The sequence below is a fragment of the Sphingobium psychrophilum genome (genome assembly GCF_012927105.1).
Classification (GTDB): domain Bacteria; phylum Pseudomonadota; class Alphaproteobacteria; order Sphingomonadales; family Sphingomonadaceae; genus Sphingobium; species Sphingobium psychrophilum.
In genome coordinates this window covers 187,739-210,887 of sequence record NZ_JABBFV010000005.1, presented here as the reverse complement: position 1 = coordinate 210,887, position 23,149 = coordinate 187,739, and the positions used below count along the sequence as shown (strand labels likewise).

Below are 23,149 nucleotides of genomic sequence, written 5' to 3'. Positions count from 1 at the left end.
CCTTCCTTCAGCTCGCCGCCGGTTCGGGGATCATCTCGATCGCATGGCAGGGGCAGCTCTCGTAGCAGACGCCGCATCCGGTGCAGCGATCGTAGAGGAGCCGGTAGCGCAGCCCGGGACCGAGCTTCTCGATCGCCTGCTCGGGGCAGGCCGCATAGCATTGGTCGCATTCGAAACAATTGCCGCAGGACAGGCAACGCTGCGCTTCGTAACGAGCGTCCGCTTCGCCCAGCCCGGCCACCACTTCCTCGAATCCGGCGGACCGCGTCGCGGCCGGCAATGTGGCCTGCGCGCGTTGCTCGGCGTCGCTGTAGATCGGCAGATGCAGCATCTCGAAGCCGACGACGGGGCGCGGCTGTGCGGGCCGCGCGTCCTCGCCGCGCAGCCAGCCGTCGATGGCGCGCGCCGCCTTCTTGCCGTGCCCGACGGCGGCGGTGACGGTGCGCTCGCTCGGCACCATGTCGCCGCCCGCGAAAATGCCGGGATGGCCGGTCATCATGTTCGGGGCGACGACGACGGTGCCGTCCGCCGCTACCTCGATACCGGGGATCTTCGCGAGGAAACCACTTTCGGCCTGCTGCCCCAGCGCCAGCACGAGCGTGTCCGCCGTCAGCGTTTCGATTTCGCCGGTACCGCGTGGCGTGCCGTCGACCCCCAGCTCCATGACCTCGACCGTCAGGCTCGGGCCGGCGATGTCCCTGATGCTGGTCAGCCACCGGATCTTCACGCCCTCCTGGAGTGCCTCCTCGGCCTCGAACGCGTGGGCCGCCATATGCGCCCGGTCGCGATGATAGATGATCAGCGCTTCGTCGGCGCCCAGGCGCCTGGCGGTACGGGCGGCATCCATCGCCGTGTTGCCGCCGCCATAGATGGCCACCCGCCGCCCCAGTTTCGGGTGTTCGCCGGCCCCGACCCCGCGCAGCAGGCTGACCGCGTCGAGGACATGCGCGGCGTCGCGCGCGGGAATGTCGACATGCCTGGAGGCATGCGCTCCAATCGCGACGAACGCGGCGTCGAAGCCGCCAGCATCCTTCTCCGCGAGCAGATCCTCGACCTTGTGATCGAGGACGATGCTGACGCCCATCGCCTCGATCCGCTGCACCTCGCGCATCAGCTCCTCGCGCGGTAGCCGGTAGGCCGGGATGCCGAAATGCATCATCCCGCCCGGCAACGGGCCAGCATCCCGGATTTCCACCGTGTGACCCAGCCGCGCCAGATGATAGGCGGCGGAAAGACCGCTCGGTCCCGCCCCGACGATCAGCACGCGCTTGCCGGAGGGGGTTGCCTCGACAGGCAGACGCCAGCCTTCGCGGGCCGCCTCGTCGCCGAGGAAGCGCTCGACTGCGTGGATCGAGACCGCGCTGTCGATGTCCTTGCGATTACAGCTCACCTCGCACGGGTGATAGCAGACCCGCCCGTGAATGGCCGGCAAGGGATTATCCTGCACCAGCGTCAGCCAGGCCTCACGGTAGCGACCCGCCCGGGCATGGGCGAGCCAGGCCTGGATGTCCTCGCCTGCCGGGCACGCATGATTGCAAGGCGGTAGAAGATCAAGATAGAGCGGATGGCGCGTGCGCACCGGACCAGTGCCCGGCTGGGCAACCAGATCGATGAGGGGTGTGAAATCGCTCATCATCGCGGTCCTGCCGGGCATATCGGCCGAGCCATCGGCTTCGCGCGGTGGCCCCTTTGTCCGAGAAGACGCTCATTGGACGATGACACGATACCGGCCGCTGGACAGCTGGGCAGACACATGGTGCGCATCGCATCATGTGAGCGTGAATCTGCTGCCTGACGACCGGCGGGAGCCACGCCGTCAGGCGGCAGGCTGCGTGTTGGCCGACGCCGCGTTCCTGGCCGCGCCGGCGAGCAGCTTCGCGGGATTCCAGGCATCAGCCATGGAGCGCTGCCAGGCTTCCCACGCGCTGGCGAGCGTCCGGGTCGTTCGCTCCCGGCTCTTGTTCACGGAGGCAAGAACGCCTTCGCCGAGATTGCCCGGAGCGATCAGCGAAAAAGGCAAAAATCCGGCCTTGCCATTGGTCTCAGCCGGTTTGCCGACATGCGTGAACGCCTTCCCCGCAAGATCCATCCAATCTTCTCCGGCCTGGCGGGCTGTCTCGACCATGCTTGTCGCGAGGCGGACATTAGCCTCGGAAGTCGCGGTCAGTTGATCGAGGGGATAGGTCATCGAGTCTTCTCCTGCGGTGCGAATTCAAGGGGAAGCATGCGTTGTGGCGAAACGCAGAACCGACATGCATTGGGAATGCTACGTAGGCCGGTTTGGGAAGTTTGCCGACAGCGGCACGGGCTGCGGGACGCGCGGCGGTAACACTATCGGCTGCCTGCGTGAACGCCGAACGCGAGAGAGTGAATCTCCGCACAAAGCAACGCTCGTTGAGATTTTGCACCGATGTGGATGTGAAAGTACGCGGAAATGGAGTCCGAAATGCGAACTCTCGGCATATGTGAGCGCCCATTGGGTCGGGCCATGCTATGATCTGTCAGACGACTCGGACAGGTCCGGGCAGCGTTCCGAAGGAACAGCGGCCATGAAGGAATTTGTTACCCAGACCAATATCGAGCGGTTCGAGAATCTGCTCGCGAGCGAAACCGACGCCTGCAAGGCGACGACTCTTCGCGGACTGCTGGCAGTCGAAAAGGCGAAGGCTGTCGCGGCCCGGCGGAGCGAGCCGGGGGACATTCGAGTGATATCGGCGGTCCCCGTAATCTGAATCTAATGGAAAACTTCACCTCCCGCGAGGTGCGGCGTGTGGGGCGACCGGCGGCGCGGCCGGCCGCTGGACCGGCGATGGTTGGCGCATGTCTGCGAATGCCCTGCGCAAGCCTCCGGGGCTGATGCGATCCTCCATCCAGCCGCGGCGCACGTCAGAGCCTCAACGCGGCCACGAGAATGGGATGGCCGTTTCACCCTCCCTGTCTCCACTCGCGCCGAAACGACGCTCGAAGATGATGCCGCGCCCGACACCATCAATCGCGACGACGGTGCTGCACCGCGTCCCGTAAACCGGATCGCGGATAAAAATCGGCGAAAGAGGTGGCTCCTGCACCACGTCAGATGGGCCGACCGGCCAATCGGACGGTTCCGTAAGGGTCTCTTCCATTAGTCCGTCCAGAAGACTCTCGGGGTGCTGCGCGCCGGCGCCGATCCAGTCGCGAAGAACGGCCTTGAGGCGAACAGTCTTGGGCCAGGGCTCGTCCAGCCCGCCGTTGGACAGACCATAGACCTGCGGCGGCAGGATGTGCCGCGTGGGACCGGGCCTGTTGGACCAGAATTCGGCCTGGCCGGGCTGGACCACGATGAGGTTGAACGGATTGAAATCCACGAGGTCCGCGTCGGCTGGTTCGGCATATCGCCCCTCCCCCGCCAACAGATCCTTCAATAGAAGACCGCGGGACGGTCGGCCTGGCTCCGACGGCCCGAAGCCTCGCAGGTTCGTGACCACGGCAAACCGTCCCTGCTCCGAGGCGCCGAGCCATGTGCCGCCCGATAGCAGATCCCTGCCCGCAAGCACATGATCGGGCTCGTCCCATCGTCGTAACGGTTCTGCAGGGCGCGCGTGAAACTCGTCACGGTTGCCGGCAACGACGAGGCGCCAATTCGGGTGCGCGCACCACGCCAATGCTAAGACGCACATATCCGCTCGCCGACGGCTGCCGGATCAATCGAAACGCTGTCCAACGAGATGGCGTTCCGTTTCCGACACGCAAGAGCGGGCGGTCTCGGGACTTTAAGTTGCCGCTCGCCGTTTCGGCCGACAACCTGATCAGGCCCGGCAACACCTATCATCATCTGTTTCCTCCCGTTTGTCGCCATAGCCGTTTCGCAGGGCTGTCACGCGTGTGCCGCCCACAATGCGCGCGCCGATGTGCGGCGAATAGATCTGCTCGCCGGGCAACGCGTCATTGCTTGCCCAAACGAAGCGTATCGTGCTCAGGGACCGTCAGAACGGCCGCTCAGCATCATCGCTGATAGCTTCAGCCGCCGCGAGTGTCTTCGCGCACGTGCAGCGGACGCCCACTAAGGGATCATTGTCGCGGCCGTCAGGCTGTCGTCAGTAAGCGGCCCTATCGATTGGGCAAAGGAGATGTCGATGCTCGTGGCAAACCCCGCTGGTGGCAATACATTCAAGGTCTGGGACGCGCCGCTCAGGCTGTTTCACTGGCTGCTCGTCGCTGCGATAACAGCGGCCTTCCTATCCTCGGAAGGTGACAGTCCGATCGCCGCCTGGCACATGGCGGCCGGCTGGGTCGCGGCCGTGCTCCTTGCGTTTCGCCTGATCTGGGGATTTGTCGGAGGCGAGCATGCGCGGTTCGTGAATTTCATCCGGCCTTCGGGTATCGTGGCGCATATCCGTGGCCTCGTGACCGGCCATCCGGAGCGCACGGTCGGGCATAATCCGCTTGGCGCGCTTGCTGTGCTTGCCCTGTTCGCGGCGGTCGGCGCAGTCCTGTGGACCGGCATCCAGGTCGATGCGGGCAAAGCGGACGAAGACATCCACGAAGCGCTCGCCTACGGCATGCTGGCGCTGGTCGGCATCCATGTCGCCGCCGTTCTCGTGATGTCGCTAGTCACTCGCGACAACCTCGCCAGAGCGATGGTCACGGGTCGCAAGCGCACCGCACTCTACCCGGGCGCGCGGGATGCGCGGGTTCCGGGTTTCATGGCGGTCGTGCTGGGCGGCGTGGTCGTCATCGCGGCGGTGTTCGGCATCACGCGGTTCGATCCCGCCGCCTTCAGCCCGCAGGCGCATGGCGAGGCGGGAGAAGGCCAGGGCGGCGAGTACACAGCCGCCGGGCGCGGCGAAAATCCTGACGGGGATTGAGCGTAGCTCCCGGCGCGGTTTGACCTGGGCTGCCGCAACCTCCATGTCGCTCGTGCCAATATACGCAAAGAACAGGGGCAGAAGCCCTGGAACGGGCTATATTGGAGAGGTCCATTTTTATGCGTGTCCTTGTAGTCGAAGACAATGACCGGCTGGCGAAGCTGGTCGCGGACGGACTCCAGCGCCGGGGCTTTTCGTGCGACGTTGCCGGTTGCCTGGCGGGTGCGGACAGCGCGATGGACAGCGCGGTCTATGACGCCATCGTCCTCGACCTGGGCCTGCCTGACGGCGACGGGATCGACTGGCTGGCCGCGCGGCGGCGATACCGGCAGGTCCCGCCCGCGATCGTCCAGACCGCGCGCGGCGCGCTGGAGGACCGGGTAACGGGACTTGACGCCGGCGCCGACGATTATGTCGTCAAGCCCGTGGAGATCGACGAACTGGCCGCACGCCTTCGCGCATTGCTTCGCCGCCCCGGCCCGCGCACCCAGACCGTGCTGCAAGTCGGGCCGCTACTGTTCGACACCGCTGGGCGGACGGCGCGCCATGACGGCAGGGAGATTGACCTGTCCCGCCGCGAGGCCGACCTGCTGGAACTGCTGATGCGGCGCGCAGGCGCGGTCGTTCGCCGGGAAGCCATCGAAGACGCGCTCTACAATTTCAACGAGCCCGTCACGCCCAATGCGGTGGAAGCGGCGATATCGCGGCTGCGGCGCAAGCTCGAAGATGCCGGCGCGGGTGGAAACCTCCATACCATCCGGGGCGTGGGCTATATGTTGCGGGACAATGGTGCATGACCTATCGGCGGTCCGTTTCCCGACGGCTGGTGCGTGGCCTGGGCTTGGTCGGGCTGGTCGGCACGGTCCTGCTGCTTGCGGCCGTCGCCTTCTTCTATCGGCTGTCGTTCGCAGACCTTGCCGCAGGCGAAGCGACGTCCCGCGCACTCAACGAGATGCTGGATCATGTCGCCCTGCCGGTGGTTATCCTGATGGCGCCGGTCGCGTTCGTCGGTCTCCGGGTCATCAGACAGGCCTTCACCCCGCTGGAAGAGGCGGCGGCGGAGATCGAGGCGGCACGCGGGCATGAGCGCGGCTTCCGGATCGATACCTCGCGAATGCCCTCCGAGGCGTTGCCGTTCACCGATGCGGTCAACGATCTGCTCACCCGGCTCGACGATGCGGCAATGCGTCAGGAGGCCTTCGCCGCCGACGTCGCGCACGAATTGCGCACGCCGCTCGCCGTGCTGTCGCTTGAACTCGACCGGCTCGATCACGCCGAGGCAGGCCGTCTCAAGGGAGATGTCGCGGCCATGCGCCGGCTGATCGACCAACTCATGCTGCTCGCCCAGATCGACGCCGCCACGGCGGCCCAACTGGTGCCGGAAGCCGTTTCGCTGACGGATGTGGCGACCGACGTCGTCAGTTTCATGGCCCCGGGGATCATCGCGACGGGCAAGACCATCGCCCTCGAAACCGGAGAGCAATCGCCGATCGTCCGTGGACGGCGCGAGGCGATCGCGGCGGCCCTGCGCAATCTCATCGAGAATGCTGTGCGCGTGACGCCCGCCGGCGGGGCTGTCCATGTCAGCGTCGGTCCCGGAGCGGCGATCGGTGTTCGAGACGATGGGCCGGGCCTTTCGCCCGATCGCCTGCGCGATCTTGTGCGGCGCCACAGCCGCGCCGACCATGCGAGCAAGGACGGCGCGGGGCTGGGCCTCGCGATCGTCGACCGGATCATGGCGGCGCACGGCGGGATGCTTGCGACCGATTCGGACAGGCGCGAGTTGTCGCTGCGCTTTCCCAGCGCCTGACGTTCCGCTCCCGTCAGGGAGTCGTCAGCTTCGTCCGCTAGGCGAAAGCCATGTTGAACCGCAGCTTCATCCTTGCCGGCGTCGCCGTGATCGCGCTGACGCTTGCCGGCCTGTGGTGGTTGACCACCCGTGCCGGCACGGCGCCGCCCGCCGCTCAGTCCAGCCCCCCTGTGGACTCTGCGAGCGCGGCGCCGGGCCATCTACGCGTCGAGGCCAGGCAGGCGGCGCAACTCGGTATCCGCCTTGCACCCGCCGTTGCGGCGAGCGAAGCGCCGCTCGCGATCGTGCCCGCCCTGATCCAGCCGCCCGCCAATGCGCGCGTGGCTGTGGCCGCAACCTTTCCGGGCGTGGTGATGCGCACCCTGGTCGTCGAAGGCGACACGGTGCGGCGCGGACAGCCACTTGCGGTGATTTCGAGCCGCGAGGTGCTGATGATGGGCGCGGACCTGACGCGCGCGAACGTACGGCTGGGGGCCGCTCGATCGAATGCCGCTCGTCTCTCGCAACTCAGTCGTGAGGGCATCATTGCCGGCGCCCGTGCCGACGAGGCCAGTGCGATCGCCGTGGAAACGAGCGCCGATGTTTCGGAGAAGGCGCGTATCCTGCACATGGTCAACGGCCATGGTGCAAGCGGCAGCTACACGCTGACGGCACCGATCGCCGGCCGCATCACCACGGCCAGGATCCAGACCGGAAATTCGGTGGAGGGCACGAGCGCGCCTTATGTGATCGATGCAGCGAACCGCTACGAAGTGCTTGGCCAGCTGCCCGAGCGGCTGGTTGGGCTGGTCCGTCCGGGCATGTTGGTGCGGATCGATCCGAACATACAGGGCCGCGTCACGGCGGTGGGGTCGACCATCGATCCTGCAACACGCTCGGCCAGCGTGAAGGCCGAGATCGCCGCCGGTCCAGGCATCGTGGCGGGGCGGGCGACCAATCTGCTGATTTCCGGCCCGGCTCCCGCGGGCGCGGTCGGCGTGCCTGCTGCCGCCGTCGCAACGATGAACGGCCGGACTGTCGTCTTCGTCGCCACCAAGGGCGGCTTTGCGGTGCGCGACGTGAAGAGCGGCGGGGCGAATGGAAGCCAGGCCATCCTGCTGTCTGGCGTGAAGCCCGGCGAGCAGGTCGTCATCGCCGGCACGAGCGCGCTCAAAGCGCTCGCCTTGTCGCGGTAACCGGCCAATGCTGCGCTCACTGGTCGCCGCGGCTCTATCCTATCGCGTGCTCGTGCTGGCTCTCGCGCTGACGGTTGCGGGCCTCGGTGCATGGGCCTTCGGGAACCTGCCGGTCGATGCCTATCCCAATATCGCTCAGACGCAGGTCAAGATGATCCTGAAGGCGCCAGGGATGACACCCGAGGAGGTGGAGAGCCGCGTCATCACGCCGATCGAGATGGAGATGCTGGGCATTCCCAACCAGGCGATCCTGCGCTCCACCGCCAAATATGCCATTGCCGACATCACCATCGACTTCACCGACGGCGCCGACATCTACTGGGCCCGTCAGCAGGTTGCCGAGCGCCTGTCGGGCGTGATGGCCGATCTGCCCGCGTCGGTCAGCGGCGGCCTCGCCCCGATTTCGACGCCGCTGTCCGACGTTTACATGTTCACGATCGAAGGGCCGCTCTCGCTCCAGCAGAAGCGCGAACTGCTCGACTGGACGATCCGGCCCGCGCTCAGGACCGTGCCCGGTGTGGCTGACGTGAACGCCTTGGGCGGTTTCGTGCGGACGTTCGAGGTCAGGCCCGATCTGGTGGCGCTTGCCGGCACGGGACTGTCGACCGCAGACATCAGCGCTGCGATCGAAAGCGGCAACCGCAACGACGGTGCCGGCCGCCTGACAAGCGGAGAAGAATCGCTGATCGTCCGCGCGGTCGGCGCGATCCGCACGGTGGAGGATCTCCAGTCGCTGGTGATCGCCAGTCGCGATGGCCGCATCGTCCAGTTGGGCGATGTCGCGACGATCGGGATCGGCAGCCTCACCCGTTACGGCGCCGTCAGCAAGAACGGCAAGGCCGAGGCGGTCGAGGGGCTGGTGATCGCCTTGCGCGGCGCCGATGCGCGGCAAGTGGTCGACGGCGTGCGCGCCAGGCTCGTCGAGGTTGAAAAGACGCTGCCCGCCGACACGCATGTCAACGTCTTCTACGACCGTTCCGATCTGATCGAACGCGCCATAGGCACGGTCGAGGAAGCTCTGCTCGAAGCGACGATCCTCGTGGTCGTGCTGCTCATCCTGTTCCTGGGCGACTGGCGGGCGGCGGCGATCGTCGCCGCGACCCTGCCGATGGCGGCCCTCATCACCTTCCTGTTCATGCGCGGCATGGGGTTGTCGGCGAACCTGATGAGCCTGGGCGGCCTCGCCATCGCCATCGGCATGCTGGTCGACGGCGCGGTGGTGGTGGTCGAGAATATCGTCGAGCGGCTCGGGCGGGCTCATGATGACGACCATCCGCGCCTCAATCATGTCTTCCAGGCGACCAACGAGGTGGTCGTTCCTGTGTCGGCGGGCATCGTCATCATCGCGCTCGTCTTCCTGCCCTTGCTTGCGCTCCAGGGATTGGAGGGCAAGCTGTTCGCGCCCGTCGCGCTGACCATCGTCTTCGCGCTGGCTGGCTCGCTGTTGCTGGCGCTGACGCTGGTTCCGGTGCTGTCCTCCTTCGGCCTGAAGAGCGGCCACCACGGCGATCCCTGGATCATGCGCCGGATCTCGCCGCGTTACCGCGCGCTGCTGGACGCGGCATTCGCCCGCAAGCGACTGGTCTATGGTCTGGCGACGGCGGGGCTGGTGATCGCCGGTATCGCTTATGGTGCGGTCGGCAAGACCTTCATGCCGACCATGGACGAGGGCTCGGTGATCGTGCAGCTCACCAAGCTCCCGTCGATCAGCCTCGACCAATCGGTCAAGGGCGACATGGCGGCGCAGCGCGCGTTGCTGACGGTGCCCGAGGTCGGCGACGTGATCGCCCGCGTCGGCGCCGACGAGATCGGCCTCGATCCGATGGGGCCGAATGAGACCGACAGCTTCGTGCGCTTGAAACCGCAGTCGGAATGGCGCGGCGACAAGGACTTCGTCGTCGGCGAGATGCGCAAGGCTATGGAAGGCATGCCCGGCATCCAGCCCAGCTTCACCCAGCCGATCGAGATGCGCGTGTCCGAGATGCTGACCGGCGCGCGCGGCGATCTCGCGGTCAAGATTTTTGGGCCAGACCTCGCGACGCTCGCTGACCTCGCCGGTCAGGTCCAGCGCACCCTTTCCAGCATAAGCGGGGCGTCGGAAGTGCTGACCGTCGCCAACGACAGTGTCGATTATCTCCAGCTCGACATCGATCGCGCGGCGGCCGGGCGTTTCGGCATGCCGGTGGACCGGATGCAGGATGCACTGCGCGCCCAGGTCGAGGGCATTCACGCGGGCATTGTCGCGGAAGGTCAGAAGCGCGTTCCGATCATGATCTGCGGCGACGAAAGCCTGCGCTCGGACCCAACGCGCTTCGCCGACCTGCAACTGCGCACGCCCGAAGGCATTCTCGCTCGCGTCAGCGACATGGCGCGGGTCGAGCGGACCCAGGGGCCGGTGAAGCTCGACCATGAGAACGGCTCGCGCTTCGCGCTGGTGCAGGCGTTCGTCTCGGGCCGCGACCTGGTGGGTTATGTCGACGAAGCCAGGGCGGCGGTAGCGGCAAAAGTCAAGCTGCCGGCTGGATATCGCATCGTCTGGGGCGGCCAGTTCGAGAACCAGCAGCGCGCCTCGGCCCGGCTGATGCTCGTCATCCCGGTGGCGCTGCTGCTGATCTTTTTCGTGCTGCTAGCGACGCTCCGGTCGCTGCGCGCCTCGATCGTCATCCTGCTTAACATCCCGTTCGCGATGGTGGGCGGCATCGTCTCGCTTTGGGCGTCGGGGGAATATCTCTCGGTGCCGGCCTCGGTCGGGTTCATCGCGCTGCTGGGGATAGCGGTGCTGAACGGTCTCGTGCTGGTCGCCTATTTCCGGCAGCTTCGCACCGAAGGGCGCAGCATGACAGAATCCGTCCGTCTGGGCGCGGAGCGCAGGTTGCGCCCGGTGCTGATGACGGCGAGCATCACCGCCTTCGGCCTCGTCCCGCTGCTGTTCGCCAGCGGCCCAGGCTCGGAAATCCAGCGCCCGCTCGCCATCGTCGTCATCGGCGGGCTCATCACCTCGACGCTGCTGACGCTGGTCCTCCTGCCCATCCTGTTCGAGCGCTTTGGTGAAAGTGCCAGGGAAACCGAAAATGCCTGACCTGCTCCTGACCTTTCACTGCGCGACCCGCGATGTCGAAACCGTCGTGGCGGCGATCCGCGCGGCATCACAGGCGCCGATCCACATCCACGATATCGCGGTGCGCGGCCGGGATTTCAGCGACGCACGCACCGCCGAGCGCGTGATGGGCAATCTTGATCGAAGTGCGATCGAGCTGATCGTAGCGGACGATGCGATGACCGAACTGGTTCGGGCCGTGGCCGAATCCAGGCGCGACCTGCCGGTTCGCTGGCGCGCCGTTCCGGTCGTGGCGCGGGGCAGGCTCGCATGAGGCCGTTCATTCTCGTCCTCGCCATGCTCTCGCTGCTGGCGCCTGGCATGCTCCATGCCCAGCGCGCGGACCTCCCGCCGGTCGAGAAGGTCAACGAAGCGCTCGACAACCATCCGACCGTCATGGCCGCCGCCGCCAGGGTTGAAGTCGCCCGTGCGCGCGGGGACATGCTGTATAAGGGCACCCATGAAGCGGTTATCGCGGGCAGCTATATTCGCCGCAGCGTTGACCGCGAAGGCGGCTATGACGAGTTTGATGCAACCCTCTCCCGTCCCTTCCGTCTCCCCGGCAAGGCGGCGCTCGACCGCGAGTCAGGCGCGCTGGGCGTCGAGGTTGCGGAGAACCAGATGGAGGATGCGCGCCATCAGGCGGCGTTGGTCCTGACCGGGCTCTGGCATGACTGGCTGACCGCCGGCAGCCATTATCGCAACGACCTCGACACGGTGCGCTCGCTGGAAGCGGCCCTGACCGCCTTGCGTCGCCGCGTTCAGCTACGGGATGCCTCGGCGCTCGATCTCGACCAGGCTTCCGCTGCACTGGCGCAGGCTCAAGCCCAGGCCGCTGCGTCTCTCTCTGCACGCGAGCAGGCGCGCGTGATCCTGGTCGCAACTTTTCCAGAGATACCGCTTCCTCCCGAGCCAGCCGAACTCGCCTTGCCCGAACTGCCGCCACAGAAACTCGAAACCATGCGGACGCTGGTGATCGAGCGCAGTCACGAGATCCGCGCCGCCGACCGCGAGGCGCAGCGGTTGGCCGTCGTTGCGCGACGGGTTCGAGCGGATCGGATCGCCGATCCCTCTTTCGGTGTCCGCCTGTTCAGTGAGCGTAGCGGCATGGAGCGGGGCGCGGGCGTGGTGGCGTCCATCCCGCTGGGAGGCGGCTACCGCCGGGCAGCCGCCTCCCAGGCGTCGGCGGAGGCAAACGCCGCCCGTCTCGAACTCGCCAATATCCAGCGATCGGTCGCGGCTATCGCCGACGCCGACCTGTCGAATGCGCGCACCCGGCTGGAAGCGTGGCGAAGCGCGCAGGCATCGGCGCAGAGCGCTTCCGACGCCGCCGGGCGGACGGAGCGCGGCTATCAACTGGGCCAAATCGATCTGGTCGACCTGCTCTATGCCCGCCGCCAGGCGAACGACGCTCGCCAATCCGAGATCGATGCGCGATCGGAAGCCTCGCGGGCGCTGCTGAAATTGCAGATCGATTCCCATAGCATCTGGGTTCCCGATGGCGACCATGATTGAGAACGGCTTTGTGCACGGGCGCGAAGCCAGGCCCTCTGGTTCAGCTTCTTGGCGGCACAAGAGATGAAATGTGCAGGGAAGCCGAGTCCGGACCTCACCGACGGCGGCGTACCGCGAACGCTTGGTCGCTTGACTAAAGCTTGGCCGCGTAGATCATTCGGCCCGGGCCGAGCCGGCCGAGAATTTGGGCTATATCGGCCTGTGCAACAGCAAAGCACCCCTGGCTTCGCCCGAGCTTGCCGGTGGCACGAACTATATCATCCGATACGTAGGATGCCGCATGGATGACAATGGCGCGCGCCTCGGCGTTGCTGTTCTCAGGGTCAAGGCCGATCAGGCGCTGCGAGCGACCATGCTTGCCTGAATAGCCGTTGCCGACCAGATAAGCGCCCGCTGAAGACGCCGCCGAGCCCGGTGAATTCGAGAAGCGCTCGACCCAACCGCTATGATCCGGATCGGATCCGCGCCCGTGCGCGACCAGCAGACTTTGGCTTCGCCCGCTCATCACATCGACGAGGTGGAACCGGGGAATGCGCGACGCCTGGCTGAAATCCACGATACCGATCACGTCGCGATGCTTTATCGTCGCGCGGTGGCGGTCCAGCGCACTCAATGCGCGTTGAAGCAAGGCCGGGCGCGGAGGAACTGGTCCTGGCAGGGCGGCAAGCCCGTTCGTCTGTTGTAACATGCCCAAAGCAGCGGCACCGCCACCCAGAAGCAGATGGCGCCTGGAAATGAATGTCACGCTTGTCTTGAACCACTATCTGTTTGCTGATCAAGACCATGATAAGCATGATATGAGCCACTTCACAGATAAGTACTAAACCTTACGAGAATCGGGAAGATTGCCGGGCGGGCTGGTTCGAGACGATCGCCTAGACCGATGCGGACGCCGCCTGAGTACCGAGCGCATCATCATAAGACCGGGCAGAAGCGGCAGCCACAATGTCAGGATCCTCAGCAGCATGGTGGCGGCAAAGGCATTCTCGATCGGCACACCCAGGAGACCGAGCGTTGCGGTCGACGTCGCCTCGAAGCTGCCGAGGCCCAGCGGGATCGGGCCCAGCGTCACGACGATCGAAGCCATGATCAGCGCAATGAACGCAGTTCCGAAACCGGCGGGTCCTCCCAGCGCGTCAAGACAGGCCCAGAGCGTCGCGGCGTCGGCAAGGAAGACCAATGCATTGAAGCCCGTGACGCGAAGCAAAAGCGGGCGATCACCGATCAGATGGGCCGGGGCCTGACCGACGATCTCCAAAAGGTTACGGACCACGCCCACCCGTTCGAGCCGGGGCGACAAGGGCTGGCTGCCGCGATGTCTGAGCCAGAGCGCGAGCGACGGAATGGCGAGCGCCACCAGCAGAAATGTGGTGACCATACCGGCCATCAGCGGCGTCGCCTTGTCGTGGAGCCATAACAGGACCAGCATGGCGACCGCGAAGAAGGCGAAGGCGGCGTAATATCCTGTCATCGAGACAAGCAGCGCCGCCACGGCCGTCCCGCGCGGCACGCGCAACCGCACGAGTTGGTCGACGAGGAGGACATTGCCCCCCATTCCCGCGCTTGGCACCGCCTGGTCCGCGAACAATTTGGTGAGCGCGATGCGCATCAACCAGGAAAGCGGCCGCGAGGCGCCGGCGCTGCGCAGCACCGCCGCCCAGCCAGCCGCCACGCTGGCATAGGTCGAAAGCTGGAACAGGACGGCAAGAGCCAACCAGAAGAGATTGGCGCGAGCGACCAGCCGGCCGAAATTCTCGATCTCGCCGAAATGCAGCACCGCTCCGACCAGCGCCGCCACAAGGATGATGCCGAGAAACCAGGACCGCCATGCGCCCGACGGCTTTGTGGCGGTCGCCTCGTCAGCTTTCGAGGACATAGCTGCCCGGCGCGTTCCCGAGCGTTCCAGCGTTCACGCCAGAACCGCCGAGCGGCGGCGGTACGCCTGGAGGGCTTGAATGCAAATCGAGCCAGGCGGCCCATGCCGGCCACCACGAACCAGCTTCTGACGATGTCCGGGCCATCCAGGTTTCAGGATCGACGCCGTCCGCGTCTGCCGGTCGTGCGAGCAACCGATAGAATCGATCCGGATGGCCGGGTTCGGATACAATTCCGTCGTCATGGCCGCCGGTGGTGAGCAGAAATGTCACCTCCGTACCCATCAGCCGATGGATCTTGTAGACGGAGCGCCAGGGCGCGACATAGTCGCTTTCGGCGCCGACCGCGAAAACCGGTACATGGATATTTTCGAGGGGGATCGGTCGACCATCGACCTCATACCGTCCCTCGGCCAAATCGTTAGCAAGAGCCAGGGAGTGAAGATACTGGCTATGCGCTGCAAATGGCAGGCGCGTGGCGTCGCTGTGCCAGGCTTGCAGGTCGCTCATCGGGCCGCGTGCGCCCATGAGATAGTCGCGGACAAAATAGGGCCAGACAAGTTCGTTCGAGCGCAGCGCCTGGAAAGCGCCGCTCATTTGCGCGCTGTCGAGATAACCCCGTGCGCGCGCCATCGTCTCAAGAAAATCGAGCTGCGCCGCGTCGATGAACAGGCCGACCTCGCCCGGTTCGCTGAAATCGGTTTGCGCGGCGAACAGCGTCATCGACGCAAAACGATCATCGCCATCGCGCGCCATCGCCGCCGCCGCGATCGCGAGCAAGGTTCCCCCGAGACAGTAACCCGTAGCGTGAACTCTGTTCCCGCCGGTGATCGCGGTGATCGCGTCGAGCGACGCCATGATACCCAGCCGACGATAATCCTCCAGGTCGAGCGTGCGACCGCCTTCGCCGACATTGCGCCATGAAATCATGAACACCGTCTGTCCCTGCCCGACGAGCCAGCGCACCAGGGAATTCTCAAGCGACAGGTCGAGAACATAATATTTGAGGATCCATGCCGGAACGATCAGCAACGGTTCCGGACGGACGGCCTGCGTTGTCGGCGCATATTGGATGAGCTCGATCAGATCGTTCCGATAAACTACCTTGCCCGGCGTGATCGCCACGTCGGCGCCAGGACGATAGCATTCGGCGCCGGCCGGCCGCTCTCCCGCAAGCGAGCGGAGCCAGTCCTCGATCAGGGTTGCCACACCATCGACCAGGCATTTGCCCTGGGTTTCGATGATGCGGTGCTGGAGGACCGGATTGGTGGCGACAAAGTTCGAGGGCGCCAGCATGTCGAGTATCCGGTGGATCGAAAAGCGCATGATTGCCCGATGCTGCGCTGTAACCCCAAGAATATCGCACGCCGCCTCATCCCACCACCTCTCGCTGTGCAAAAAGGACTGACGTATCAGATCGAAAGGCCATGCCTCCCAGGAAGGATCGTCGAAGCGGTGTTCCCGCGTTGGAGGGCCGGCTTGGGGCTTGGGTGCGCCTGCGGACGCAGCAGTCCGCCACTCACCACCGGCGAGCGACATAAATTCGCGGACGGTCTCGGCAACAATATGCATTTGGCTACCTGGAAATAAGGCGAGATGCGTCGCCCAGTCTGCGAAGGCCTCACCGAGCGACGACGGCGCCAGCCCGCCTGTAAGGGTTGCAACGGCCGCTCTCGTGGGGCGAAGGAACAGTTCGGCCCATCCGTCATATGGACCACCAGCACATTTTGTTGCCGTTCCGTCGGGCGTCGATAGCGAAACCACTGCCTGCTCCTCGTTGCCTGTCACTTGGCTCATAGGGACTTCGGCAGCGCCACGAATTAGGTAAGCCTACGGACCCGGGCCGCCCGTCAGCTTACGTAGCTTTGCGGATTGGTCGCAGCGACGTGCCGACACAGGGTAGAAGTGTAGCTTTTACCCAAGGCGAGGACCGGCGTATGCTCCATCGAAGCAACGAATTTGAGTGGCCGGCATCCGGCAATGCGAACGGCGGGTATCGTGGGCTGGGCGCCTATATGAGCGCGGTCTATCTCCACATGGCCGGCGGCGTGATCCTATCGGCAGCGTTCGCCCTTCTGGCCTCCTACAGCCGATCGCTCGCGGACGCCCTGTTCACTGCCGACGGGCTCACCATCATTGGATGGATCGTGACGCTGGCGCCCCTGGGACTGGTGATCCTGCTCGGCGCACGGGTCGATCGGCTGTCTGCCTCGACGGCCAGCGCGATCTTCATCCTCTACACCGCGCTCGTCGGATTGTCGCTTGGCAGCTTGCTGCTCACCTACAGCAGCGACAGCGTCGGCTACACCTTCGTTTCCGCTGCGGCCGGATTTGCCGTGCTCGCTCTGGTGGGCACTGTCACGCACAAGGATCTGTCGGGCCTGGGCGCCTTCTTCACGATCGCGCTCGTCGGGCTCATCGTGACGATGCTGCTTAATCTGTTCGTGCGCTCAGGCACTGTCGATCTGCTCACCTCGGGCGTCGGCATCCTGCTGTTCGCAGGGCTCACCGCATTCGATGCACAGCGGCTGAAGCGTCAATATGAGGAGGGCGCCGCGGATGGGCGCAATGGCGCTGCGGTGCTGGGTGCGCTGACGCTCTACCTCGATTTCCTGAACCTGTTCCTGTCGTTGCTGCGGTTCAGCGGACGGGAGCGGTGGTGACCGAGCCGCAGGCGTTCTGGCAAGCCACGCCCGACGATTCTCTCCGCACGCTCGCCGCGACCTGCGACGGGCTGTCGTCGAATGAGGCTGCCGCGCGTCTCGACCGTGACGGGCCGAACGAGATCTCCGCGGCGAAGCAGCGGCATCTCCTGCTCGACCTCCTGCGCCGCCTCGGCAATCCGCTGATCGCTATCCTGCTCGTGGCCGCCGGCATAGCCGGGGCCACCGGCGACATGGCGAGCTTTGCCATCATTTTCCTCGTCGTCGCGCTGTCTACCACCCTCGATCTCGTCCAGGAGCACAGGGCCGAAGCGACGGCGGAAGCGCTCAAGCGGGCGATCGCCCTTCATGCGACCGTGCTGCGCGACGGCAAGCCGATCGAGTTGCCCGTGCGCGAACTGGTGGCCGGCGATATCGTCATGCTTGCGGCGGGCGATCTCGTCCCCGCCGATGGCGTCGTCCTGGCGGCGAACGGCGCGCAGGTGAACGAGGCGCTGCTGACCGGCGAACCCTATCCGGTCGAAAAGCAGATCGAGCCCGTCATGGTCGCCGAGACGCCGGCCGACGCGCGCAACGCGCTGTTCCACGGGACATCGCTCATTGGCGGCACGGCGACAATGCTCGTCGTCCAGACCGGTTTGCGCACGCGCTTCGGCGCGATCGCGCGTTCGCTCGCCGGCAAACAGCCGACGACTGCTTTCGAGCATGGCATCCACAAGCTCGGCGTGCTGATCGTCAGGCTCACGATCTTCCTCGTGCTGTTCGTGCTGCTCGCCCATCTCGCGCTCGGGCGGCCGCCGCTGCAATCCTTCCTGTTCGCGATGGCGCTCGCGGTGGGCCTGACACCCGAGCTTTTGCCGATGATCATGACCGTCGCGCTCGGGCGCGGCGCTCAGCGGATGGCGAAAGCCAAAGTCGTGGTGAAGCGGCTATCCGCGATCCACGACCTCGGCCAGATGGATATATTGTGCACCGACAAGACCGGCACGCTCACCGAGGCGCGGATCACACTCGTCGGCCACCCGGGCATCGACGGCGAGGATGACGAGCGGGTGGCGGAGTTGGCGGCGGTCAACGCCCGCTTCGAGACCGGCCTGAAAAGTCCGCTCGACCAGGCGTTGCTGCTCCACATGACCGGCCGCTCGCTCGAGGGCTGGCGCAAGCTGGATGAACGGCCGTTCGATTTCGAGCGGCGGCGCGTCGCGGTGCTTGCCGAGCAGGGAAGCGAGCGGATCGAGATCGTCAAGGGCGCGCCCGAGACGCTGCTCGCCTTGTGCACAAGAGCGCAGGACCGATCGGGAGAGTTCGTGCCGCTCGACGATGCGCTGCGCGCCCGTCTGTGCGCGCTGCGCGACGATCGCGCGGCGCAGGGGCTGAGATTGCTCACGATCGCATGGAAACCGGCGGCCGGGCAAGAGCGAATCGACGCCCGAGGAGAGGACGAGCTGGTGTTCGCGGGCTATTGCGTGTTCGTCGACCCGCCCAAACCGAGCGCCACGTCCGCAGTCGCCCGGCTCGAAGCGGCGGGCATTCGCATCAAGGTGATTTCGGGCGATGCGGCGCCCGTGATCCAGCATCTCGTGGCGGCGCTCGCCCTGCCGGTCGAAGGTATTTTGACCGGCGAAGAGATCGCGAAGCTGAATGATCCAGCACTAGCTGCCCGGGTGGAACAGGTCGACCTTTTCGCTCGGGTCACGCCCGACCAGAAGACGCGGATCGTCCGCGCTCTCCGTGCACGCGGTCACACGGTGGGCTTCATCGGCGACGGCATCAACGACGCGCCGGCGATCCGCGCCGCCGATGTCGGCCTGTCTGTCGACGGCGCCACCGATGTGGCCCGCGAGGCGGCCGACATGATCCTGCTCGCGCCCGATCTCGGCGTGCTCGCCGATGGTGTCGCGGAGGGGCGACGGACCTATGCCAACATCATGAAATATGTCCGGATGGGAACGAGTTCCAACTTCGGCAACATGCTGACCATGGCGATCGCGTCGCTGTTCCTGCCGTTCCTGCCGCTCACGCCGGTGCAGGTGCTGCTCAACAACCTTCTCTACGACCTTTCCGAGATCGGCATCCCGTTCGACACCGCGGACAGCGGCGATCTGGCGCGTCCGCAGGGATGGGACATAAGGGGGCTCGTACGCTTCACCGCGATCATGGGACCGCTTTCCTCGCTCTTCGACTTCGCGACTTTCGCGCTTCTGCTCGGCGTCTTCCACGTCGGCATCCCGGAGTTTCGCACGGCCTGGTTCATGGAATCGATGATGACGCAGATCCTCGTCGTGTTCGTGATCCGTACATCCCGCCCGGCCTGGTCGAGCCGGCCTCACATCGTGCTGACGGTCACCGCGCTGGCCGGCCTGGCGGCAGCGCTGCTGCTGCCGCTGCTGCCTTCGGCCGGTCTGCTCGGCTTCGCGATACCGGGTGCAACCATATTCGGCGCCATCGCGCTGTTGGTGGCCGGCTATCTGGCAAGCGCGGAGTTCCTCAAGCGGTTCGCATTGCGGCCAGCGAGGTCCGCGCGTTGATGACGAGGCCGCCGTGGCTGCATGACCGCGACCCTCGATCTTATCGGGATGGTTTGAAATGCCGGCAATTGGCATCGCGGCGGAGCGATAGGCCGGGGCCGTAAGCGCCCATGCGGACGCACGGCGCTGGCGCACGGGCCCGGTATCATGAATGCTTGCAGGCAGTTTGAACACGATCGGAGATTCGGGACGGTGAAGGAACGACGTATTGGTTACGAAGCGCTGCGGTCGAAGCTGATGAGCGCGCAGGATGCCGCCCGGTTGATCGCACCCGGCACCACAGTGGGCATGAGCGGCTTTACTGGTTCGGGCTATCCCAAGGCGGTCCCGCTCGCCCTTGCCGAGCGGATCGAGGCCGAGCATGCCGCAGGCAACCCCTTCTCGCTCCGCGTCTGGACCGGCGCGTCGACAGGTCCGGAACTCGACGGTGCGCTCGCCAAGGCTGATGGCATCGAATTCCGCCTGCCCTACAACTCCGACCCGATCGCCCGCGACAAGATCAACCGCGGCGAGATGGAATATTTCGACATGCATCTGAGCCAGGTCGCACCCATGGCGTGGCAGGGCTTCCTGGGTCCGCTGGACACGGCGCTGGTGGAGATCAGTGGCATCCGGCCGGACGGCTCGCTGATCCCCTCGTCGTCGGTCGGCAACAACAAGACGTGGCTGGACAGGGCGAGCCAGGTCATCCTCGAGGTGAACAGCTGGCAGAACCCGGCGCTCGAGGGCATGCACGACATCTATTATGGCACCGCCCTGCCCCCGCACCGCGTGCCGATCCCGCTCGTGCGGCCGGACGACAGGATCGGCGAGACCGGATTCCGGTGCGACCCCGCCAAGATCATCGCCATCGTCGAAACGGACGCGCCCGACCGCAATCTGCCGTTCAAGGCGCCCGACGAGGACGCGCTGACCATAGCCGGTCACCTGCTGGATTTCTTCCGCCATGAGGTCGCACAGGGCCGATTGCCCGCGTCCCTGCTGCCGATCCAGTCGGGGGTAGGCAACATCGCCAACGCCGTGCTGACCGGCCTTGTCGACAGCCCTTTCGAGGACATGACCGCCTATACCGAGGTGATCCAGGACGGGATGCTGGACCTGCTTGCCGCCGGCAAGCTGCGGATGGCATCCGCGACGGCCTTCTCGCTCAGTCCCGAGGCCGCCGCCGGGCTCAATGCCGACATGGAGCGTTTTCGGGGCAAGATGGTGCTGCGTCCGCAGGAGATCAGCAACCATCCCGAGCTGATCCGGCGGCTGGGCTGCATTGCGATGAACGGGCTGATCGAAGCCGACATCTACGGCAACGTCAATTCCACCCATGTCATGGGCTCGCGCATCCAGAACGGCATCGGCGGATCGGGCGATTTCGCCCGCAACGCCTATGTGTCGATCTTCATGACGCCCTCGCTCGCCAAGGGTGGCGCGATTTCCGCCATCGTGCCGCAAGTGAGCCATGTCGACCACATCAACCAGGACGTCCAGATTCTCGTGACCGAGCAGGGCCTGGCCGACTTGCGCGGTCTCTCGCCCAAGCAGCGCGCGCGACTGATCATCGAGAAATGCGCGCATCCTCGCTACAAGCCTGCGCTGTCCGACTATTTCGAGCGGGCCTTGCGGTCATCCTACGGCAAGCACTCTCCGTCCCTGTTGGCCGAAGCCCTGTCATGGCACCAGCGCTTCGTGGAGACAGGCACGATGATGGCCTGAGCCAGCGCGAGTCCCTCGGATCATCGTCTCTCAATGCCGCCGGGCGGCGCGCTTGTCCCGGACCTTCTTGTAGCTCTCCAGAACAGCCCGCATATCGTCGAGCGCCTGCTGACGGATCCTGGCATCCTGTATTTCCGCCAGTTCGCGTTTCAGGCCGGCGGCGAAATCAGCGTAGCTGTTCTGCCAGTCGCGACCCACGGCCTGCTGAAGCTCCGGGTCTCCGGTCTTGATCCGGGCTGCGGGCGTGCCGACGGGCAGCCGGAACACTTCGCCCATCTCCGGCACGATGATGGAAGCGCTCAATTCGCGGGCCTGGGTGATGCGACGCAACGTCTCGATCGCCGTCGCTTCCCCATGCGAGAGGAAAAGACTGCCCCCAAGAGGACGCCGCGCCTCCATCCACGCCAGCAGATCGTCCTGATCGGCGTGCGCCGAATAGGTATCGATGTGCCGAATCTGGGCGCGCACGACGATGTCCTCACCCGAAATGCGCACACGCTCGGCGCCGTCAAGAATGATCCGGCCCAGCGAACCCTCCGCCTGGAAGCCGACGAACAGTAGCGTGGATTCGCGTCGGAAGAGATTGTGCTTGAGATGGTGCCGGATGCGGCCGCCTTCACACATGCCCGATGCCGCCATGATAATGGCGCCCGACAAGCTGTTCAGCCGGATCGATTCCGCGACATCATCGACGAAATGAAAAGCCGCGTGACCAAAGACATTCTCGCCCTCCATGTCCTCGAGCGACCCGGCATATTTGGCGAACACGCTGGTCGCGCGATTGGCCAAAGGGGAATCGACGAAGACGGGGGTGGATGGAATGCGGTTGGCGTCGATCAGCGCGGCGATATCCAGCAGCAGTTCCTGCGTGCGCTCGAGCGCGAACACCGGAATGATGAGATTGCCACCGCGGGCCAGCGCCTCCTTGATCTCGGCTTCCAGCAAGCTTCGGCGCTCGCCGATGGCGAGATGGTCGCGCTTGCGGTCGCCGTAGGTGGATTCGCAGATGACATGATCGAATCCCGAGGGACCCTCGGGATCGCGTTGAAACGCCTTATGCTCGGGACCAAGGTCACCGGAACACAGGACATGCGTCCCACCGACATCGAGCTCAACCGACGCCGAGCCCAGGATGTGCCCGGCGTTCCAAAGGCGCGCCCTGAACCCAGGGACAGGCTCAAACCATGTCTCGAGGTCAACGGACCGGGCCTGCCGCCACGCGGCGACTGCGTCCTGCTCGGTGAAGATCGGCAGGATCTCCGGCTGGTCCGCACGATCCTTGCGTCGATTGCGTCGGGTTGCGTCGCTCTCCTGGATGCGCCCGGCGTCGGCCAGCATGAACTCGAGCAGATCCGCCGTTGGCGCCGTGCACCAGATCTCGCCCGTGAAGCCTTCGGCCACGAGCCTGGGCAATAGTCCGCTATGATCGATATGGGCGTGGGTCAGGATGACCGCGTCGACCTCCTCCGCGTCGAACGGGAAGGCACTCCGGTTGAGCGCTTCGAGCGTACGGGAACCCTGGAAGAGCCCGCAATCGACAAGCAACCGTTTCCCGTCACGGCAGAATTCCATGCATGAGCCAGTGACAGTACGGGCTGCTCCGTGGAAGGCGAGTGTGAGGTCGTCAGTCATGAAGTATCAGATCATTGTCCTGGATCGGCTGGGGACAGGTCGTTTCTCCCACTCGAACTTGCCCATGTCCATTGTTTCGGCGGAGAGTGTCCGACGCGTTGCAAGCGAAGCAACCCAAGCAGGACTTGCCGCCACGAAAACAGTATTTGGGACGATATTCTGGGCGGCATTCATCCGGACGTTGGCTGAGCAGCCTATCGGCGCGGATGGCGCCGCGATCAACGAAGCTTCAAATTCAGAAGAGATGGCGCGGATGCGGCCGCCGGAAATCGTCGGCAGCCGCTCCGCCATTCGCCAGACGAAG

General features: G+C 65.4%; 19 protein-coding genes. 11 read left to right on the top strand and 8 right to left on the bottom strand.

Going from position 1 to position 23,149, the window contains the following annotated elements; all coding sequences use genetic code 11:
• Positions 1-7: 7 nt before the first annotated feature.
• On the bottom strand, positions 8-1,633 hold the full coding sequence (locus tag HHL08_RS09310; protein WP_206377793.1) for an NAD(P)-binding protein: 1,626 nt from the start codon (positions 1,631-1,633) through the stop codon (positions 8-10).
• A 183-nt stretch (positions 1,634-1,816) separates the two neighbouring features.
• On the bottom strand, positions 1,817-2,188 hold the full coding sequence (locus HHL08_RS09305; RefSeq protein WP_169572545.1) for a hypothetical protein: 372 nt from the start codon (positions 2,186-2,188) through the stop codon (positions 1,817-1,819).
• A 361-nt stretch (positions 2,189-2,549) separates the two neighbouring features.
• Between HHL08_RS09305 and HHL08_RS09300 the strand changes: the two genes are divergently transcribed.
• Positions 2,550-2,732, top strand: coding sequence for a hypothetical protein (locus HHL08_RS09300; protein WP_043151069.1), 183 nt, complete (start codon positions 2,550-2,552; stop codon positions 2,730-2,732).
• A gap of 162 nt (positions 2,733-2,894) precedes the next feature.
• Here the strand turns inward: HHL08_RS09300 and HHL08_RS09295 are convergent, their stop codons facing one another.
• Positions 2,895-3,656, bottom strand: a complete 762-nt coding sequence (locus HHL08_RS09295) for an NRDE family protein (protein ID WP_169572543.1) — start codon at positions 3,654-3,656, stop codon at positions 2,895-2,897.
• Between the two features lie 456 nt (positions 3,657-4,112).
• Between HHL08_RS09295 and HHL08_RS09290 the strand changes: the two genes are divergently transcribed.
• The 7 genes from HHL08_RS09290 (at position 4,113) to HHL08_RS09260 (ending at position 12,441) form a co-directional block, all read left to right on the top strand.
• Complete coding sequence (locus HHL08_RS09290; protein ID WP_169572541.1) at positions 4,113-4,844, top strand: cytochrome b/b6 domain-containing protein; 732 nt, start codon at positions 4,113-4,115, stop codon at positions 4,842-4,844.
• 119 nt (positions 4,845-4,963) lie between these two features.
• Positions 4,964-5,641, top strand: coding sequence for a response regulator transcription factor (locus tag HHL08_RS09285; RefSeq protein ID WP_169572539.1), 678 nt, complete (start codon positions 4,964-4,966; stop codon positions 5,639-5,641).
• Entirely contained in the window at positions 5,638-6,654 is a 1,017-nt protein-coding gene (locus HHL08_RS09280) for a sensor histidine kinase (RefSeq protein WP_169572537.1), read from the top strand. The genes HHL08_RS09285 and HHL08_RS09280 overlap by 4 nt, the downstream gene beginning before the upstream one ends.
• A gap of 50 nt (positions 6,655-6,704) precedes the next feature.
• Positions 6,705-7,829: an efflux RND transporter periplasmic adaptor subunit gene (locus tag HHL08_RS09275; protein ID WP_169572535.1), complete on the top strand. Its 1,125-nt coding sequence runs from the start codon at positions 6,705-6,707 to the stop codon at positions 7,827-7,829.
• 7 nt (positions 7,830-7,836) lie between these two features.
• Complete coding sequence (locus HHL08_RS09270; RefSeq protein ID WP_169572533.1) at positions 7,837-10,908, top strand: efflux RND transporter permease subunit; 3,072 nt, start codon at positions 7,837-7,839, stop codon at positions 10,906-10,908.
• Positions 10,901-11,200 (top strand): DUF3240 family protein, encoded by a 300-nt coding sequence (locus HHL08_RS09265; RefSeq protein WP_169572531.1) that lies wholly within the window; start codon positions 10,901-10,903, stop codon positions 11,198-11,200. The genes HHL08_RS09270 and HHL08_RS09265 overlap by 8 nt, the downstream gene beginning before the upstream one ends.
• Positions 11,197-12,441 (top strand): TolC family protein, encoded by a 1,245-nt coding sequence (locus tag HHL08_RS09260; protein ID WP_169572529.1) that lies wholly within the window; start codon positions 11,197-11,199, stop codon positions 12,439-12,441. The genes HHL08_RS09265 and HHL08_RS09260 overlap by 4 nt, the downstream gene beginning before the upstream one ends.
• A 133-nt stretch (positions 12,442-12,574) precedes the next feature.
• On the opposite strand, the gene HHL08_RS09255 is transcribed toward HHL08_RS09260, so the two are convergent.
• The 3 genes from HHL08_RS09255 to HHL08_RS09245 form a co-directional block, all read right to left on the bottom strand.
• Positions 12,575-13,186 carry a murein L,D-transpeptidase catalytic domain family protein gene (locus HHL08_RS09255; protein ID WP_043151079.1) on the bottom strand — a complete coding sequence of 204 codons (612 nt, stop codon included), beginning with the start codon at positions 13,184-13,186 and terminating at the stop codon, positions 12,575-12,577.
• A 75-nt stretch (positions 13,187-13,261) separates the two neighbouring features.
• Entirely contained in the window at positions 13,262-14,317 is a 1,056-nt protein-coding gene (locus HHL08_RS09250) for a lysylphosphatidylglycerol synthase transmembrane domain-containing protein (RefSeq protein ID WP_169572528.1), read from the bottom strand.
• Entirely contained in the window at positions 14,301-16,112 is a 1,812-nt protein-coding gene (locus HHL08_RS09245; RefSeq protein ID WP_169572526.1) for a PHA/PHB synthase family protein, read from the bottom strand. The genes HHL08_RS09250 and HHL08_RS09245 overlap by 17 nt, the downstream gene beginning before the upstream one ends.
• A 218-nt stretch (positions 16,113-16,330) precedes the next feature.
• On the opposite strand from HHL08_RS09245, the gene HHL08_RS09240 reads away from it, so the two are divergent.
• From HHL08_RS09240 to HHL08_RS09230, 3 genes are all read left to right on the top strand, one after another.
• Positions 16,331-16,978, top strand: coding sequence for a Bax inhibitor-1/YccA family protein (locus tag HHL08_RS09240; RefSeq protein ID WP_235955002.1), 648 nt, complete (start codon positions 16,331-16,333; stop codon positions 16,976-16,978).
• A complete protein-coding gene (gene mgtA / locus HHL08_RS09235; protein ID WP_169572522.1) occupies positions 16,975-19,506 on the top strand; it encodes a magnesium-translocating P-type ATPase in 2,532 nt (843 codons plus the stop codon). Before HHL08_RS09240 ends, mgtA begins: the two co-directional genes overlap by 4 nt.
• 192 nt (positions 19,507-19,698) lie before the next feature.
• Entirely contained in the window at positions 19,699-21,213 is a 1,515-nt protein-coding gene (locus tag HHL08_RS09230; RefSeq protein ID WP_239659723.1) for an acetyl-CoA hydrolase/transferase family protein, read from the top strand.
• 30 nt (positions 21,214-21,243) lie between these two features.
• Here the strand turns inward: HHL08_RS09230 and HHL08_RS09225 are convergent, their stop codons facing one another.
• Both HHL08_RS09225 and HHL08_RS09220 read right to left on the bottom strand, forming a co-directional pair.
• Positions 21,244-22,845 (bottom strand): MBL fold metallo-hydrolase, encoded by a 1,602-nt coding sequence (locus tag HHL08_RS09225; protein WP_169572520.1) that lies wholly within the window; start codon positions 22,843-22,845, stop codon positions 21,244-21,246.
• A gap of 6 nt (positions 22,846-22,851) precedes the next feature.
• Positions 22,852-23,136, bottom strand: coding sequence for a hypothetical protein (locus HHL08_RS09220; protein WP_169572519.1), 285 nt, complete (start codon positions 23,134-23,136; stop codon positions 22,852-22,854).
• Between the last annotated feature and the right edge of the window lie 13 nt (positions 23,137-23,149).

Excerpts from the sequence above, each read along its gene's own strand:
- HHL08_RS09270 (WP_169572533.1), top strand. The coding sequence starts at position 7,837 with ATGCTGCGCTCACTGGTCGCCGCGGCTCTATCCTATCGCGTGCTCGTG.
- HHL08_RS09280 (WP_169572537.1), top strand. The coding sequence starts at position 5,638 with ATGACCTATCGGCGGTCCGTTTCCCGACGGCTGGTGCGTGGCCTGGGC.
- HHL08_RS09250 (WP_169572528.1), bottom strand. The coding sequence starts at position 14,317 with ATGTCCTCGAAAGCTGACGAGGCGACCGCCACAAAGCCGTCGGGCGCA.
- HHL08_RS09275 (WP_169572535.1), top strand. The coding sequence starts at position 6,705 with ATGTTGAACCGCAGCTTCATCCTTGCCGGCGTCGCCGTGATCGCGCTG.
- HHL08_RS09295 (WP_169572543.1), bottom strand. The coding sequence starts at position 3,656 with ATGTGCGTCTTAGCATTGGCGTGGTGCGCGCACCCGAATTGGCGCCTC.
- HHL08_RS09240 (WP_235955002.1), top strand. The coding sequence starts at position 16,331 with ATGAGCGCGGTCTATCTCCACATGGCCGGCGGCGTGATCCTATCGGCA.
- HHL08_RS09225 (WP_169572520.1), bottom strand. The coding sequence starts at position 22,845 with ATGACTGACGACCTCACACTCGCCTTCCACGGAGCAGCCCGTACTGTC.
- HHL08_RS09245 (WP_169572526.1), bottom strand. The coding sequence starts at position 16,112 with ATGAGCCAAGTGACAGGCAACGAGGAGCAGGCAGTGGTTTCGCTATCG.
- HHL08_RS09285 (WP_169572539.1), top strand. The coding sequence starts at position 4,964 with ATGCGTGTCCTTGTAGTCGAAGACAATGACCGGCTGGCGAAGCTGGTC.
- HHL08_RS09265 (WP_169572531.1), top strand. The coding sequence starts at position 10,901 with ATGCCTGACCTGCTCCTGACCTTTCACTGCGCGACCCGCGATGTCGAA.
- HHL08_RS09220 (WP_169572519.1), bottom strand. The coding sequence starts at position 23,136 with ATGGCGGAGCGGCTGCCGACGATTTCCGGCGGCCGCATCCGCGCCATC.
- HHL08_RS09300 (WP_043151069.1), top strand. The coding sequence starts at position 2,550 with ATGAAGGAATTTGTTACCCAGACCAATATCGAGCGGTTCGAGAATCTG.
- HHL08_RS09290 (WP_169572541.1), top strand. The coding sequence starts at position 4,113 with ATGCTCGTGGCAAACCCCGCTGGTGGCAATACATTCAAGGTCTGGGAC.
- HHL08_RS09260 (WP_169572529.1), top strand. The coding sequence starts at position 11,197 with ATGAGGCCGTTCATTCTCGTCCTCGCCATGCTCTCGCTGCTGGCGCCT.
- HHL08_RS09305 (WP_169572545.1), bottom strand. The coding sequence starts at position 2,188 with ATGACCTATCCCCTCGATCAACTGACCGCGACTTCCGAGGCTAATGTC.
- HHL08_RS09310 (WP_206377793.1), bottom strand. The coding sequence starts at position 1,633 with ATGAGCGATTTCACACCCCTCATCGATCTGGTTGCCCAGCCGGGCACT.